Source organism: Peribacillus sp. FW305-BF15 (assembly GCF_058783805.1).
Window position 1 is genome coordinate 119,822 of sequence record NZ_JBYSYV010000012.1, and the last position, 16,452, is coordinate 136,273.

12 protein-coding genes are annotated in these 16,452 nt (G+C 39.5%); 5 read left to right on the forward strand and 7 right to left on the reverse strand.

Annotated elements, in window-relative coordinates:
• Window positions 1-25 precede the first annotated feature (25 nt).
• Complete coding sequence (locus tag AC3WLU_RS14815; protein WP_492597479.1) at window positions 26-931, reverse strand: NAD-dependent epimerase/dehydratase family protein; 906 nt, start codon at window positions 929-931, stop codon at window positions 26-28.
• A 561-nt stretch (window positions 932-1,492) separates the two neighbouring features.
• Here AC3WLU_RS14815 and AC3WLU_RS14820 point away from each other — a divergent pair.
• The 4 genes from AC3WLU_RS14820 (at window position 1,493) to AC3WLU_RS14835 (ending at window position 6,511) form a co-directional block, all read left to right on the forward strand.
• Window positions 1,493-3,118, forward strand: a complete 1,626-nt coding sequence (locus AC3WLU_RS14820) for a peptidase G2 autoproteolytic cleavage domain-containing protein (protein ID WP_492597480.1) — start codon at window positions 1,493-1,495, stop codon at window positions 3,116-3,118.
• 274 nt (window positions 3,119-3,392) lie between these two features.
• A complete protein-coding gene (locus AC3WLU_RS14825; protein WP_492597481.1) occupies window positions 3,393-3,833 on the forward strand; it encodes a hypothetical protein in 441 nt (146 codons plus the stop codon).
• Between the two features lie 400 nt (window positions 3,834-4,233).
• Window positions 4,234-5,457, forward strand: coding sequence for a glycosyltransferase family 4 protein (locus AC3WLU_RS14830; protein WP_492597482.1), 1,224 nt, complete (start codon window positions 4,234-4,236; stop codon window positions 5,455-5,457).
• Between the two features lie 139 nt (window positions 5,458-5,596).
• Window positions 5,597-6,511 carry an NAD-dependent epimerase/dehydratase family protein gene (locus AC3WLU_RS14835; RefSeq protein WP_492597483.1) on the forward strand — a complete coding sequence of 305 codons (915 nt, stop codon included), beginning with the start codon at window positions 5,597-5,599 and terminating at the stop codon, window positions 6,509-6,511.
• Window positions 6,512-7,428: 917 nt separating this feature from the next.
• On the opposite strand, the gene AC3WLU_RS14840 is transcribed toward AC3WLU_RS14835, so the two are convergent.
• The 4 genes from AC3WLU_RS14840 to AC3WLU_RS14855 all read right to left on the reverse strand — a co-directional run bounded on the left by AC3WLU_RS14840 (window position 7,429) and on the right by AC3WLU_RS14855 (window position 12,583).
• Window positions 7,429-8,277 carry a dTDP-4-dehydrorhamnose reductase family protein gene (locus AC3WLU_RS14840; RefSeq protein WP_283928639.1) on the reverse strand — a complete coding sequence of 283 codons (849 nt, stop codon included), beginning with the start codon at window positions 8,275-8,277 and terminating at the stop codon, window positions 7,429-7,431.
• Window position 8,278: 1 nt separating this feature from the next.
• Window positions 8,279-9,265 carry a polysaccharide biosynthesis protein gene (locus AC3WLU_RS14845; protein ID WP_400449410.1) on the reverse strand — a complete coding sequence of 329 codons (987 nt, stop codon included), beginning with the start codon at window positions 9,263-9,265 and terminating at the stop codon, window positions 8,279-8,281.
• Window positions 9,258-10,349 (reverse strand): non-hydrolyzing UDP-N-acetylglucosamine 2-epimerase, encoded by a 1,092-nt coding sequence (wecB, locus tag AC3WLU_RS14850; protein ID WP_427524723.1) that lies wholly within the window; start codon window positions 10,347-10,349, stop codon window positions 9,258-9,260. Before wecB ends, AC3WLU_RS14845 begins: the two co-directional genes overlap by 8 nt.
• A 518-nt stretch (window positions 10,350-10,867) precedes the next feature.
• Window positions 10,868-12,583, reverse strand: a complete 1,716-nt coding sequence (locus tag AC3WLU_RS14855) for an ABC transporter ATP-binding protein (RefSeq protein WP_268565798.1) — start codon at window positions 12,581-12,583, stop codon at window positions 10,868-10,870.
• A 216-nt stretch (window positions 12,584-12,799) separates the two neighbouring features.
• On the opposite strand from AC3WLU_RS14855, the gene AC3WLU_RS14860 reads away from it, so the two are divergent.
• Window positions 12,800-14,041, forward strand: coding sequence for an MFS transporter (locus tag AC3WLU_RS14860; protein ID WP_492597484.1), 1,242 nt, complete (start codon window positions 12,800-12,802; stop codon window positions 14,039-14,041).
• A 180-nt stretch (window positions 14,042-14,221) separates the two neighbouring features.
• Here the strand turns inward: AC3WLU_RS14860 and AC3WLU_RS14865 are convergent, their stop codons facing one another.
• A complete protein-coding gene (locus AC3WLU_RS14865) occupies window positions 14,222-15,484 on the reverse strand; it encodes a LysM peptidoglycan-binding domain-containing protein (RefSeq protein ID WP_492597485.1) in 1,263 nt (420 codons plus the stop codon).
• 185 nt (window positions 15,485-15,669) lie between these two features.
• Window positions 15,670-16,419 (reverse strand): (S)-benzoin forming benzil reductase, encoded by a 750-nt coding sequence (locus AC3WLU_RS14870; RefSeq protein ID WP_492597486.1) that lies wholly within the window; start codon window positions 16,417-16,419, stop codon window positions 15,670-15,672.
• Between the last annotated feature and the right edge of the window lie 33 nt (window positions 16,420-16,452).

Consider the following 16,452-nt stretch of genomic DNA (forward strand, 5'->3'; position numbering starts at 1 on the left):
AACCAACGCCTTCAAATGATTTTCATCACATTTCCTTTAAACTGCGCTGAAAGGAAAGGGTGTCCATCAAAGATGATTCAAGTGGGATACTTGGCTTCCACCCTAAATTCACTAGCTTAATAGGATCGATTGCCATTTTATTTTCGATTAGATCATTTCTTTGTGAATTCACCTTTATTTCATCTGCTATTATCGACTTATAGCCTTCGATGATTTCCCCTAAAGAACGATTATAACCTGAAGCAACATCATACGTTTCCCCAGACTGCCCCCTAGTCAATAGAAGGTCATAAGCCCTCACTGCATCTCTTACATCCAGAAAATCACGTTGGACTTCCAGATTTTCGACCTCAAGGACCTTTTCCATTCCCTTCTTTTCCATCTCTGCAATTTTCTTTGCGAAAATGGAACAAACACCATTGGACACTCCAGGTCCAATAAGATTGGATGGTTTTGCAATCATGATGTTCATGTTATATAAAAATGCCCATGATTGTGCTATAAGAACTTGAAGTGTTTTACTTAAACTATAAGGATGGGGAATTGATGAGATGGAACTGGGGTCAATTTGAAGAGCTGAGCCAACTATCACGATTTTACAATCCGGACTTTCTTTACGGATGGCATCAATTAAGTATGCAGTGGACATGGTATTCGCCTCCAGGGTTGAAACGGGTTCCGACCATGATTCCCCAACGTGGCTCTGTCCAGCTAAATGTAGAAGGTACTTGGGTTTGGTCCTTTTGATGAGGTTATATACGTCATTTCCATTTATCAGATCACAACATTCCGCATGGATCCTACCTTCGATATTCATCCTTTTTCGTGAAATCGCCGTAATATCATATCCTGATTTCAGGAAATGTGCACATGCATGTTGACCTGTAAACCCACTAGCCCCTGTGATTATTAATTTCCCTTTTTGATTCATAGATTTCTCATCCAATCGTTAATGATGTTAATATTCGTCTTTAATATCTTATGGTTAAAATGGCCTCAACTCATATAAATCACTTAATACTCATCATTCGACCGCTTCAACATCTTCCAATACATAGTAATTTTATTAATATTGGGTGCATCATAGACGCAGCCTTTTTATTACAATATGCCTCCTCCCCACCAGTTGCTATGGGCTGCTCCCTCCTTCTAATAACAAAAGGGCAAATTCTGCTGAGATTTATTAATTATTAAAACGTCTTCACATTAATCCAAATGTAAAGTCACCGGAATTGAATGTTTAGTCCATATCGATAAGTAGTTGATGCATACAATAATAACGAAAACATTGCGTACTACCTCTTCTTTATAATTATCATTCTTTAACATTTAGTACCTATCATAAAAAGGGGTAAGTGAGGAATTTTTTTATTTGAATTAGGTTATTTTCACCATATTTAATGAGAAGGCCAAAACATTTTAAGCATTTCATTTAATTGTTGGTGTACGTAACGAGAAATTAAAAAATTTATATCTTAGGAGAGATAAATTTATGGCGAATGGATGTAATCAAAATCTTATTGGAGTTTGTTCAGAAGCTGAAGGGATCGATACAATAGCCAACGGGGTGGCTTCCCATGCTGAAGGAAGTAGTACAATTGCAGGTGGAAACGCTTCTCATACAGAAGGGTTTCAGACAGAAACGACAGCTGATGTGGCTCATGCCGAAGGATCTAACACAACGGCTGCAGGGGTGGCTTCCCATGCTGAAGGATATTTGACCAATGCTAATGGAAGTTCTTCCCACGCGGAAGGTTCGACCACGGTGGCGGAAGGTGTAGCCTCACACGCGGAGGGATATTTTTCGATAGCTAGTGCGAATACGGCCCATGCAGAAGGTAGCTCAACCTTAGCTTCCGGTTATGCCTCCCATGCGGAGGGATCAAGCACAAGCGCCTTGAACCTCTATGCCCATTCAGAGGGAAATGTAACGACTGCTTCGGGTATTGCCTCCCATGCAGAGGGAGAAAACACAATCGCAAGCGGCCTAGTCTCGCATGCGGAGGGACAAGCTACTAGAGCTCAAGGTGAATCCTCGCATGCCGAAGGAGATCAGACTTTTGCTATCGGAAGAGCCTCACACGCTGAAGGAAATTTGACGATTGCCAGCGGTATTTTTGCGCACGCGGAGGGGCAGCGTACAATCGCTTCAGGAGACCTTTCTCACGCTGAAGGAAATCAAACTCAAGCGCTCGGCCAAAATTCTCACGCTGAAGGTGCTCTTACCATCGCGAATGGTTTCACCTCACATGCCGAAGGTGTAAACTCGGTTGCTTCTGGTTTCTTTTCCCACACAGAAGGACAATCAACAAATGCTAACTTTTTGGAAGGCGTCCATGTCATGGGACAATTCGGTGCAGCAAACGAGCTGCCGTATTCTTGGTACCTGGCAAATGGCATTAATGCCTCAACTCCTGGTTTGGCTGCCAAGATTTTAAGCAACGGAAATGTAAAAGTTGACGGAACCTTCACAACTCCGGCAGCAGATTATGCGGAAATGTTCGAAACGACCGATGGAAACCCCATCGAATTCGGGTACTTCGTTACTTTGGAAAAGGATAAAGTCCGGATAGCAAATGGTCAAGATGATTTTATTCTGGGAATTTCAAGCGCAACCCCTGCCTTCTTAGCAGATGGTGGCGAGCTTCGATGGAAACACAAGTACTTGACTACAGAATGGGGTGAAATTTTGTACGAAGAAACCGTACTTCCTCCTGTATTAGACGCTGGAGGCAATGTAGTCGTGCCGAAACGCACAGAACTTAAGCCTGTATTAAACCCTGATTGGGATGCTGCCGTTGAATACAAACCTCGCAGTAGCAGACCTGAATGGATAGCCATAGGTCTGTTAGGAAAACTGTTAGTTAGAGATGATGGCAGTTGCGAAGTTAATGGGTACTGCATGCCAAATGGTGAAGGAATAGCGACAAAAGCAAAGCAAGGGTATCGGGTGCTTGATCGCACAGGTACAAATCAAATATTGGTGTTGTTTAATTATATCCCAATAAATAGTTCCAATCATATTGAAGATCTTAAGAGGTTAGCAGAATTGAAAGTACAAGGCTACCTTACTGAAGAAGAGTTTCAAAATGAAAAACAAAAGCTATTAGGCTCATGAGAAGCTTGGTTCTTTTGTTAGCATAACTAATTAGAAACATTGAAACAAATAAGATAAGGAATTCTGGCGGGCAGTTTTCCCCTTTTGATGAGTTCGCCCTCTTTATAGTCTTGATTGCATTATTCTAAGTAAGTATAAATGAGACTATTACAAGACCAAAGATCAGTCAATTAAATAAAATTATTACTATTTTTATATAACAGGTTAACTTGTCCATACAAAAACAGAATCCTATTAATTTATTAGAATATACTATTAGAAAAGAGTGTACATTATGGGAACATTTTTAGACGCTCAAATATCGCAGAACATAAGTATCAGTGGCTGGATCGCAATTCCACTTTCCTCAACGCCCGCGCTTTTTGCAACACTAGGCCTAACCACAGGAGGTGCTGGACCTAACCTTCGAGTTCATTTCACCGCCACCATTGCTATTAGCTCTTTAGTTACTGCTGCCGTACCTATTACCATTGAAATTTATAGAGGCGTTGGACCAGAACGTGTCCTTGTCTATTCAGCAACAGAAACATCACCAGTTATCGGTGCATTAGGAGTTGCTTCTAGAAGAATAATAACTGTAACTGGTGCTGACTATAGACCACCTAACCCCGGAAGTTTAGTATATCAAGCGTTCATCAGTATACCAGGAGGGATAGTTCTGATACCAACTCGTACAGGCCCTGAAAGCCTTAACGCCGCTGCATACTCCGATTAATAATACAAAGATGATAAACTGACCATTCACCCAAAATTTCTTACCCTTTTATGTTGAGAGCAATATCAAATAATATATAGCGAGCCCGTAACATTATTTTACTGGAGCTCGCTGTTTTTTTTGTCTTTTTAGTTTAATAAATACATATTCTTTTCAAACACTTAAAAGGCGAGAATAAAAGCTTTTCCAGGTTTTTATAATTATGATACTTGCATAACAAACATGAATGACTTAGCAGTCACTCTTTTTTAGTTCTTTTCTTCATTTGAAAATATTCGGTATAAAGAATATTATGCTAAGAAGACATCCGTCTATAACACAAGTTTTTTTGCTGAATACTTATATAAAAAAGAACATGTAATGATTAACTTCTAAGTACTAACAGATGGGAGATATATTCATGAAAATACTGCTTGCCACGTTTTGGATGACTCCACATGTGGGTGGGATATGGAACTATATGCAGCAATTAAAAGAAAAGCTTGAGTCTTTTGGACATGAGGTCGACTTACTAGGCTATGGTGAAGGCCATAACTATGTACACATTATTAATGAAAATCGAAGGATAGAAAAAGATAAACTGATTACTAAACGTACAGCAAAATTATTAGAACAACACTACTCATCTATACATGTAGATCCTGTGGTCAAATATTATGAGCTTCTCCGTTATTTTTATAAGTTAGGTGTTCATAAATTAGGATTGGAAAAATACGATTTAATTCATACTCAAGATGTTTTCTCGACTGTTTGCATAAATCGGATAAAACCCAACACGACAGCTTTAGTCGCTACCCTTCATGGGTGCGTTGCTCATGAGATGAAGCATTATGTCACCCACATTCATAAAACCCCAACATCCAACCTAGCTTGTGAATATTTTGATAAACTCGAATTTGAAGGGGCAACGTCTGCTGAAATTACAATCGTGGCAAATGAGTGGCTAAAGAATACTTTAACGAGCGAGTTCCATGTACCCGCAGAACAACTTAAAGTATACCACTATGGTTACGATACTGAATCCTTCCTTAAAAGAATGGATGAAAAAACTGCAATCCAACGACCAACCGACAAGAAAGTGATTATATATACAGGTCGACTTTCTGAGTTTAAAGGAGTGCATCATTTATTAGGCGCACTCTCTCAATTAAAAAAGAGTCGAAATGATTGGGTTTGTTGGATAGTTGGGGACGGCCCTATGCAAGAAGAATTAATAAATAAAAGCAAAGCCTCGGGCTTGGAAAATGACGTATTCTTTTTTGGAAGACGGGATGATGTTCCTTATTTGTTATCACTTTCAGATATCTTAGTCCTTCCAACATTGATGGAAAATCAGCCTTTGTCTGTAATAGAAGCGCAAATTTCCGGAAAAGCTGTCATTGCCAGTGATGTGGGTGGAGTGCCGGAAATCATTGAACATGGAATTACGGGTGTATTATCACCTGCCGGGGATGAACAGATGTTAACCATGCATATCCGATATTTATTGGAGAATGAGCCCTATATGAAAAACCTTGGATCCAATGCCCAAAAATGGGGACTGGAATATTGGTCACCCGATAAAGCTGTCCAAAAGGTGCTAGGTGTATATGAAAACGCAATTTTCAAAAAGAGAAATAAATAATTCCAGAAAGATGCTACCCCTTGATGGTGTCAGCATCTTTTCTTTTTCCCATCTTTTTTAGAAAATGCTAGGTAACTGTTTAAGCCATTATTGACCGTATAACATACACTACTAAAAACATATAAAAGGAGTATGATGTATGAAGGCTATCGTGACAGGTGGAGCTGGGTTCATTGGTTCCCATCTCGTTGAAGAACTTATCTTAAATGGTGCCGAGGTACATGTATTGGATAACATGATATCCGGCCACAAGGAATATGTACATCCCAATGCCATCATCCATACTGAAGATATATGCAGCGAGGTCGCTGGTCAGATCATTGTTAAAGAAAAGCCAGATGTCGTCTTCCATTTGGCTGCACAGGCGGATGTGAGCCAATCCATACTCGAACCACAATATGATGCTGATGTGAATATCAATGGAACGATCAATATTCTTCGGGCTTGTCATAAATCGGCTGTAAGTAAACTGATCTTTTCTTCTACCTCAGGGGTATATGGAAATTTACAGAAAGACTTGATTTCTGAAGATGACCAGACAGGACCCATTTCTTATTATGGATTATCAAAACTGACGGCCGAATCATATATCCGCTTGTTTAATCAGCTTTATGGGCTCCCCTACACGATTCTCCGTTATGGAAATGTTTATGGGCCGAGACAAACAGCAAAAGGGGAAGGCGGAGTCGTCGCAGTTTTCTTAGAAAAACTCAAAAAGGGAATGCCTTTAAGCATTCACGGTGATGGTGAACAAACTCGTGATTATATATATGTGAAAGATATAGTACATGCTAACATCGCTTCAGTGAATCGGGGAAATCAAGAAACGATCCAGGTCAGCACTGCTCAGAAAACGTCAGTGAATCAACTTTTGGATATGCTCACACAAATTCATGGTTCAAAAGTGAATACAGTCCATTCAGCCGCAAGAACAGGTGATATTAAACACAGCTGTCTTGATAACAGGAAAGCACGGCAATTACTGAATTGGTATCCAAAGACTGAAATTTTCCAAGGCTTATCCGATACCTATACCTTCTCGTGTAAGAAGTAGTTTATTTCTATAAAAAGGTCAGTACAGCTAACGAGTTTAAGGAAAAGTGCACAGGCGGATTAGGCTTTTACATCCCCTTCACTTCATAAAAGATTGATATGGGTTAATATAGCCTGTTATCCTACCCTTACAAATTAACATGTTTTATATGTTATCAATCCGTTCAGTTTTCTAAAGTATATAGATATTTTTGCCGTTTCTTATTACTAGGGAGCGGTTTTTTCTACTATATCATCCGATGAATCTGAAAATTTTCAAGGAATTTATTAATATGGAACGAATAATCACACTATTTTAAAAGCCTAGTGATAGTTATCGTACGTGATGACAAAGTTCACATGCTGCTGGTAATTTGTGAGCCAAAACGGAAGAGCTAGGCACTCGAATTTTCGTGAAAAATATGTATCATTCATAGTAATTATTACTTCGCTGTCTTCTTGTCGTGATACTTTTTTAATGAAGAATCAAAAGCACGAAACTAATTACACTATCTGACGTAATATCTCGCACTATTTCTTATTAACGTCCGCATAGAAGGCCCATTTTGAATCATCCCATGAATGCATTTAATGATCCAATCATTACCCATTAAATTCTGAACACATATTAGGGCTAGGAAAAATCCGTTGCTTAATAGGTGTCATGTAACGGTTATTTTCAATACACTCTTATTCACTGCTTAATTATTTTACCTTTTTTGTTCTTACCATTTTTACCGACTTTATTTTTACGTTCACACTGAACCTTACTTCATCTTAAAGTAATATGTAATATACTAATGGTCATAAGCATATTTCAACCTATCGTGACCATTAATATTGGTTATTTTCCGAGCTCCACCCTCTAAAAATGCAGCTAAAGACAATAAATAAGATTCTCTACATTATTTATTACTTCCATTTTGGTTAATACTTAAGTTAACCAATTTGTCCGTTAGTTTTTTGATATCTCATCCACTCTCTTAATTCTACTAACATCTTTTCATAAGTTGGAACTTGATATTTAAAATCGGATCTCCGATTCTTAATGGTTCGGTCCAGAACAATACTTGAATCCGGAATGATTTCTACATCATTTTTCTCAAAGATTTCAGAGATCAATTTTAATAAGGCTGACTTTGAGATTTTCTCCTCTGAACCTAGATGATATAACCCAGTAATATTCTTCTGAACCATCGTTTCCAGCGCCTTGGCCAGTTCAAGTGTCGTTACACCATTCCAAAGCACTTTTTCATATCCTTTTATTTCTCCCTTTTGCTTCATGAACCAAAGAAATAAACCAATTCCATCATCTTTTAGTTCCGGGCCTATTATGGAGGTTCGAATAGTCAAATGTTTTTCACTAATGATTTCTCCCAAGTGCTTGGATTGGCCATAAATTGTGGTACTATCAGGGATATCGTCCTCGGTATAATCCCCTTTTACACCTGAAAATACACAATCTGTACTGATATGAATCAATTTTCCATTATTGCGTTCGGTCAATTTAACAAGCTGATGGGGAAAAACACTATTAACCTGGAAAGCGAGTTTCGTATTATCACTTGCTCGATCATTTAAAATACCGATACAATTAATCGTAATGTCAGGTTTTACTTTATCCATAATTTCCTCAAGACTGGTTAAATCGGTTACGTCCAGATATAAAGCCTTTTTATCATTCGGATCTCTTGATGTATAAGTCACCTGATACTTTGGGTCCTCTGTGAAATACTCCTTTATTACATGGCCTGCCATCCCTTGTCCACCAAGGACTAGTACCTTCATGTTAAATAAAGCCCCCATTCTTTAACATTTCCGCAATCTGGGATTTATCCATTAGTCCAGTGCCAGAGTTATAGTCTTCTAAACTAACAGGCTGGTAATTAGCATAATGTTCTTTGATCCCATCTATGTTAATGGCTGGAAGTATTACATAATATTCATCATCATAGACAATCGCCGTTGTGCTTTCATATTCTGAAAGCAGGATTTCATGGAGTTTTTCCCCAGGACGGATGCCAAGGACTTCTACACCTATATTTGTTTTATTGGATGCTTCCATCAACACTTCAGCTAAGTCGATAATTTTACAGGACGGCATTTTCATTACGAATATTTCTCCGCCAATGCTTTCAAAAGTTGCTTTAAATACCAATTTTATCGCTTCTTCAATGGTTAAAAAGAATCTCGTCATGTTTAAGTCGGTTATGCCGATTTTTCCCTTTTCTTTAATCTGCTTTTTAAATACATGGATGACACTTCCGTTTGTTCCCAAAACATTTCCGCCTCGGATGCATACGAATCTTGTATTCGTTTTTAATGTATTAGCATGGATGATCAATCTTTCTGCCATCGCCTTTGAAAGGCCATAAAAGTTGGATGGATTTGACGCTTTGTCTGTAGAAATGTTCACAACTGAATGAACATTACAGCTTATAGCAGCTTCTATGACATTCTGTGTTCCAATTACGTTCGTCTTTAATGCTTCAATGGGTTGATCTTCACAAACAGGCACATGTTTTAATGCAGCCAAATGAAAAATATAATCAACACCTTGGGATGCTTCCATTATAGCTTCTTTCTCTTTTATGTCTCCTATAATGAAATTCAATTTTGGATTATTGTCAAATTCCTGCTTCATTGTAAATTGATTGGACTCATTTCTTGAAAAAATACGTATTTCCCTTGGTTCATACTCAAGAAGCTGCCTAACCAATTCATATCCCCATGAGCCTGTTCCGCCTGTCACTAAGATGGTTTGATTCTTAATCAATTTCATGGCCTCCCAGTATTATTTTAAGTACTTTATCTGAAACGTTTTTATGGTCGTAGCCTACTGGAAAAGTCCAGTCCTTTTGCTGGTTAACCATAACCTTCACACAATTGACGATTTGTTTAGCGTTAATTCCTGATAATATATTGCTACCCGACTCAATGGTTTCTGGCCTTTCGGTTGTTTTTCGAATCGTAACGGTCGGTACATGGAACAAACAACATTCCTCTTGAACGGTTCCACTATCGGTCAGCACACAAAAAGCGTTTTTTTCAAGCTTTACGAAATCAAAGAAACCAAATGGCTCATGAAATTCAATTAATGGATGCACTTCTAATTTGGGACTTAATTCAATACGGGATTTTGTCCGGGGATGTAAACTGCATATGATTCTTTTTTGATAGGCTTCGGCAACTGAATTAATGCCTTTCATAATTTCCAGCAATCGGTCTTCATGGTCAACATTTTCAGCACGATGGGCTGTAACGAGGAAATAATCATCCTTATCCAGATTCAGTTTCTCCAAAATTACACTTTGCTCGATCTCATTGTTGTAATGGTTCAAGACCTCGCAAATTGGGTTTCCCGATAAATATATTCTTTTACTCGGGATACCTTCATTCAAAAGATTTTCTTTACTTTGAGGAGTATAAGGTAAATTAAAGCTTGAAACAGCATCAATAATACGACGATTTTTTTCTTCAGGCACTTCCAAGTCAAAACAACGGTTCCCTGCTTCCATATGAATGACTGGTATGCCCATTCTTTCTGCTAAGATTGAGCTGAGTCCGGAGTTTGTATCCCCCAACACTAATACTTTGTCGGGCTTTTCATTTAAAAGAATGGTCTCTAATTTACTAAATATGGCTGCTAACTGTTCACCGAGGGTTTGCTGTTGATTCAGCAAGACATAATCAGGGGTTCGTACCTTAAGCTGTTGGAAGAATATTTCACTTAAGGATGAGGTGAAATTTTGTCCAGTGTGCACTAGAATATGTGAATCGGCATATTGATCCAGTTTCTTTATGATTAGACTTAATCTGATAATTTCAGGTCGAGTCCCTAAAATAGTCATGACTTTCACGATTTACACTCCTTAATCTTTTCTGGTTTATGGCCTCACCGTCTACCCTTATTGTATGCACAGCCAATTCTATTGTTATAGGCTAACCTATTAGATTTCGCCTCAATTTGAAAGGATAACCGATTAATAAGCCGCCATTCCCCCCCCCCCCCCAACATGGATTTATTAAAAGACTTTTATTCCTTATTGAACTCAATATTGATTGAACTACTTTCCATTCTATTAAAAAAGCTATATGTCCTTGTTAGGACATATAGCTCAGACTGTAGACAAACTAGACAAGTTTGTCTCAGTTTTTTAAGTGGGTTTATAAAACCTCAAACATCGATTTCCACTACAGGCACCCGCTTTCCGCGGGCGGTCCATCCACGGCGGCTTGCGCCTGCGGGGTCTCCCCTTGACCGCTTTTCCTGCAGGAGTCCCGTACACCTGCTCCCATCAACTTTGTTTTGAAATATCAGGAAAAACCCCTTTAGTCAACAAACTCAGCTTTCCTTGTTAGGACATATAGCTTTTTATCATTTTTGGAATTGTAATTGATGCAGATTGGCAAAAATGCCCCCCTGCTTAAGTAAGTCATCGTGACCGCCTTCTTCAGCAATTCCTTCTTCCGTAACAACCACGATCTTGTCAGCGTTGCGAATGGTTGCCAATCGGTGTGCGATGATTAACGTAGTTCTGTTTTCAGCTAGTTCCGTAAGAGCCTGCTGGATTATTCTTTCCGTCTCCGTATCGAGTGCAGAGGTTGCCTCATCGAGAATTAATATTGGCGGATTCTTCAAAAACATCCTCGCTATTGCAATTCGTTGTTTTTGTCCTCCCGATAATTTCAAGCCTCGTTCACCTATTTGAGTTTCATAGCCTTCTGGAAGTCCTTCAATGAAAGTCTCCAAATGGGCTTTCCTTGCGGCTTCTTGAATTTGTTCATCCGATGCTCCAAGCATTCCGTACGCAATGTTCTCTTTTACAGTTCCTGTGAAAAGGAATACATCTTGCTGGACTATGCCAATTTGTGAGCGCAATGACTTTTTCGTCATTTCACGAATATCAATTCCATCAATGGATATTGAACCGGCCATAACATCATAAAAACGCGGGATCAATGAACATATGGTCGTTTTCCCAGCTCCTGAAGGCCCGACAAAAGCGATGGTTTCACCAGCTTTAATTGTTAGATCAATTCCTTTTAAAACCGGCTTTTTGTCTTCATAGTTAAAAGAAACATCTTTAAAGGAAATATCCCCTAAGAGGGTGGTCACTTCAATTGCATCCTTTTTATCCTCTACATCAGGCGCGACATCCAGTAGTTCCGTAAAACGCTTAAAGCCGGCCATCCCTTTGGGATAGAGTTCCATCAACGCACTGATTTTGTCAATCGGCTTAAATAATACGTTAACATATAAGACGAATGCAACCAGTTCCCCATAAGAGAGCTGCCCATGAAAAGTCAGCCAAGCTCCAATCACCAACACGGCAAGGGTCATGAACCTCGTCATCATGTAAATGCCTGATAAACTAAATGACATAACCTTATAACCTAGTAGTTTCGCTTTACGGAATCTGCGATTATTAGTAGCAAATCTTTTCATTTCATATGTTTCATTCGTAAAGGATTGTACAACCCTCACTCCTGAGACGCTATCTTCCACACGGGCATTTACATCCGCAACCTCTGTATACATTTTCTTCCAAGCTTTATTCATCTTTAAATTACTTATGACAATCAATAACACGAGAAACGGTAAAATACAAACCGATACGAGTGCCAGTTTCACATTGATTGTCAACATAATCCAAAATGCACCTATAAAAGTCATGAAGGCAATGAATAAATCTTCGGGACCATGGTGAGCAAGTTCACCAATATCGAACAGATCATTGGTTATGCGGCTCATGATATGGCCGGTTTTCGTGTTATCAAAAAAACGAAAAGATTGTTTCTGCACATGCTCAAATAATTCTTCACGCATATCAGTCTCGATATTTATACCCAATTTGTGGCCCCAGTACCCTACTATGAACTGTAAGAAGGTACTAATGATATAAAGCAGGAACAAACCGGCACTTACCGAAACTATGGCAGACCAATCGTCGCCAGGCAGCAGTGTATCAATAAACCACTGAACAGCTAGCGGAAATGCAAGTTCAAGTACAGCCACGACCACTGCACTGAAGAAATCAATAATGAATAACCGCTTATGCGGCAGGTAATATGAAGCAAAACGTCGAATCATCAAATTTTTCTCCTTTTTTACATATATTAAGGAGTATAATTCCATATTCCGTATTGAGCAAGCATTTCAGAACGCCCACGTTCATATTATGGTAAAATCATTTATAAAAAAAGCCAACCCGGCTCATGCAATCTATTGAATCTAAGGAGTGAATCCAGTGTAAAAAATAACCATTCTAAATATCCATGAACTTTATTTTCGTAAAGGATGGTATTCATGAAAAACACATCGTTTCGATGCCTTTGGATTGGTCAGGCATTTGCAAATCTAGGGGATATTTTTTATGTAGTCGGGTTGATTTCACTATTATATAATTTGACGGGGTCTGCCTTCTATTTAAGTTTGCTCCCGTTCATTACAACGATTTTTCGGTTCATCAGCAGTTTACTTGCCCCCCTTGTCATCGACAGGTTTCCTTTAAAAAGAATCATCGTTCAATCTCAATGGTGGAAAACGATCTTACTCGTTTGCCTAGGAATCTTCATAATAAGTTTCGATCATGGTTTTTCCGTTGCCGTCATTTTCTTCATTGCTTTGATTTCATTATTGGACGGAGTCGCTGCCCCGGTTAGCGCAGCTTTGGTTCCTCAATTAGTTCCAAAAGTAGAGCGGATGAAAGCGAATGGTTTCTTGAATGTGATCACCCAGACCATCTTTGTAGCAGGATGGCCACTAGGTTCCGTCTTATTGATAAGTACCAACAGCAGTTTCATCATTTGGCTTACGGTCATGCTTTATGCCGTTTCAACGATCTATACAGGGAGAATCAAAGTCCCTGAACAAGCGACGGACCCTGTTGCTCCGTCAAACTGGGATTCGATTAAATCCGGATGGGTTGCGATTCGTCAAATCCCAACTATCCGTACCCTCATTTCCATTGATTTCATAACCACTTTAGCTTCAAGCGTGTGGGTGGCTGCCGTTATCTATATATATGTAGAACAGAACCTGCAACTGGGTGAGGAATGGTGGGGGTACATTAACACAAGCTACTTTGTCGGCATGATTTTCAGTGGATTGATCGTCATCCGTTTTGCCAAGTTACTAGAAAAATATATAGGATTCTTCATCACTTTCGGGCTATTTCTCAGTTCACTGCTGATCCTGCTTTTTGGAACTACCAGAATTCCTGCATTAGCTTTGCTGCTGGCATGCCTGTACGGGCTCCCAGAACAAATCCGGGAAGTGATCTATACCAAGCTATTCCAAGACCATGCTACGGAAAAGACTCTTGCAAAAATTCATGCCGTTTGGGGAGCAGTCATCAATCTTACATTTGCCGGCTCTGTCTTACTATTAGGCTTTATAACGGAAACATACAGTGTCAAAACAACGTTCCAATTTTCCTCCACGCTGATATTCCTTGCCTTTCTTTATGCAACTTTTAAAAGGAACGTCTTAATAGGGAAGCAATGTGATCAATCACTGTCAAGTAAGTCATCTAATCTTCCTAGATGATTTCGTTTCACGAAAAAAAGGAGCCTTGGTTTTCCATGGCACCTTTTTTATCGTTTCAAGACCCGTCTAACAATATTGCCTCTCTTTAAAATCTTGCTCGGTATGATTGGCTTGCCTCTGTTAAAAGCCGTACAACCAAACAAGGGAAGTAAATATATAAACCGCCTGCACCCATTCATTCTATTTGATAATCCAGATATTATTATTTATAAACTCCCAATTCTGCGGGAATTCCAAACCGATCTGCCAATAAGTTGCTCCTATCAGTTCATATCCATCAATCATTTCATATTTTGCACTTATCGATCGTATATCTTCAAACCAAACGACATGATTCGAATTCCCTCTTCGGTAGGAATAGGAAGGTGAAGCCGCTGAAGTGTCAAAAGTTATTTCAGCACCAGTTGCAATGGCAAGGTTTTGGGCATTTTGAGCTGATAAAGCTTTCGTCTCGTGGCTCGGTACTATCCAATCGTATCCATACATAGGAAATGCCGACTGCAGTTTATATTCAGGAATATTCAACAAAGCATAACGAAGAACCTCTCCCATCCACCAAAGTGGGGAAATGGGTTCAGGCGGTCCAGTCGGATACCCATAGTCAATGGTCATCACGGCAACAAGGTCAGCTGCCTCTCCGATCCCCCGATAATCATGCCCGCCTACAATTCGATTATCAGGATTATCCGCTGTTTTTGCATGTACGTTCACATGCAGGATCAGTTCGTTCAACCCTTCCTTTAATTCTTTTAAAAAAAGCACATAATCGGAACGCCTGGCAGGTGGGATGAATTCGATGTCCATGCTGACACCTCCATAGCCTTTCTCCCTAACGAAAGTCAGCATACTTTTGATTAAATTCGCTCGGTATCCTGAACTGGCAAGGACATCACCAGCCAAATCAGCGTCAAAATCACCATCTTGAAAGTTTCGGATCATCAGTAGCGGCTTCACCCCTGTCTGTTCGCATTTCGCGATAAGCGGGAGATCATCTCCATCAACGTACGCATTTCCTTCCCTTGTAAACGAATAAGCGACAATGGCTAAATAGGATAATTTATCACCATTCTGCTCAAGTGTTTCAAATACGACTCCACCTGAAGTCGGGAAGGCAAACCCCAGCGTAATCAATTGATTTTTGTAAGGAGACGGTATCAAAATTTCCGTACCGACTTTTAGCGAGTTTTCAGAGATTCCTGGGTTTGCCTCCTTGATTGCCGCTGCACTCGTACCAAAACGACTGCCGATTTTAGTAAGAGTATCCTGACTTTTAATTAGATACCTTCGATTCACCGGTTTTTCATTAGGTATATACAATGCCAGACCAGGAACCAAAGTTGTTGATTCCAATCCGTTGACTTCAATTATCCTCGATGGGGCAACTTTATTTTTCGAGGCAATTTCCCAAAGGCTGTCACCTTTTTTCACAATAATGATCGTCATTCAAAACCCTCCAAACTCCCTCCAAAAAAGTTTATGTTATTCATGTAATTGGTTAGAACGAATTATCACATTTCCTAATGATGATATTCTGGTTTTTTAGTCTTTTTTTAATGGAATAAAGGATCACAAAAAAAGAGGCTGTCCAAAGGGACACCCCCAAGCTATAAGCCATATTCTCCTATACATCAAAGTAAATTCTTAATGTCGTAGAACTTCCCATTCTCCAAATCTTCTGCTTCAAGCAGCTGCAAAAGTTTATCTGCTACAAATTCGGGGCTTCTTAATATGCCCTTCTCTTTATATTCATGAAATTTGTCTCGATCGGCAAAATCCCGTTCGTCTGCTGATCGGATTGTCCCTTGCATCTCCGTATCCATTACCCCTGGTGAAAAAGAAATTAGAGACGTAGGAAAAGACGTTTTATCCTGTTCGAGCCCTGCAACCCGTGTAAACATTTCCAGCCCCGCCTTAGTACTACAATAGGCTGCCCAGCCATGATAAGGATTTTTTGCCGCTCCTGAAGATATGTTGACCAATACCTTCTTTCTGTTCCAGTCCTTTGTCTGTTTAACGAATTCATCAGCCAATACGATGGGTGCCATGAAATTCACCCGCATGCTCGTTTCCAAATTTACTATACCAAGGTTTCCTACCGGCTTAATAGGTTCAATGATACCTGCATTATTAATGAAATAAATATCACTTGTATCATCGACCTCAGTAAGAATCTCATTGACTAAGGAAGGCAACTTTTCTGTTTCATTCAAGTCCAGCGAAACAAATGTAAGTTTCGTCCCGGAACCGTCAGCCAACCGCTGCATTTCAGGATGGGCCGTACGGGAAACTAAAATGCAATGATCACTTGTCTGCAAACACCCTTTTGCGATTGCAGCACCTAAACCTTTTGAAGCTCCTGTGATTATAAACGTTTTCACAGCTTTTCCCCCTTTTCTGGATATAAACTATTG

Excerpts from the sequence above, each read along its gene's own strand:
- AC3WLU_RS14865 (WP_492597485.1), bottom strand. The coding sequence starts at position 15,484 with ATGACGATCATTATTGTGAAAAAAGGTGACAGCCTTTGGGAAATTGCC.
- AC3WLU_RS14830 (WP_492597482.1), top strand. The coding sequence starts at position 4,234 with ATGAAAATACTGCTTGCCACGTTTTGGATGACTCCACATGTGGGTGGG.
- AC3WLU_RS14855 (WP_268565798.1), bottom strand. The coding sequence starts at position 12,583 with ATGATTCGACGTTTTGCTTCATATTACCTGCCGCATAAGCGGTTATTC.
- AC3WLU_RS14835 (WP_492597483.1), top strand. The coding sequence starts at position 5,597 with ATGAAGGCTATCGTGACAGGTGGAGCTGGGTTCATTGGTTCCCATCTC.
- AC3WLU_RS14815 (WP_492597479.1), bottom strand. The coding sequence starts at position 931 with ATGAATCAAAAAGGGAAATTAATAATCACAGGGGCTAGTGGGTTTACA.
- AC3WLU_RS14840 (WP_283928639.1), bottom strand. The coding sequence starts at position 8,277 with ATGAAGGTACTAGTCCTTGGTGGACAAGGGATGGCAGGCCATGTAATA.
- AC3WLU_RS14860 (WP_492597484.1), top strand. The coding sequence starts at position 12,800 with ATGAAAAACACATCGTTTCGATGCCTTTGGATTGGTCAGGCATTTGCA.
- AC3WLU_RS14825 (WP_492597481.1), top strand. The coding sequence starts at position 3,393 with ATGGGAACATTTTTAGACGCTCAAATATCGCAGAACATAAGTATCAGT.
- AC3WLU_RS14820 (WP_492597480.1), top strand. The coding sequence starts at position 1,493 with ATGGCGAATGGATGTAATCAAAATCTTATTGGAGTTTGTTCAGAAGCT.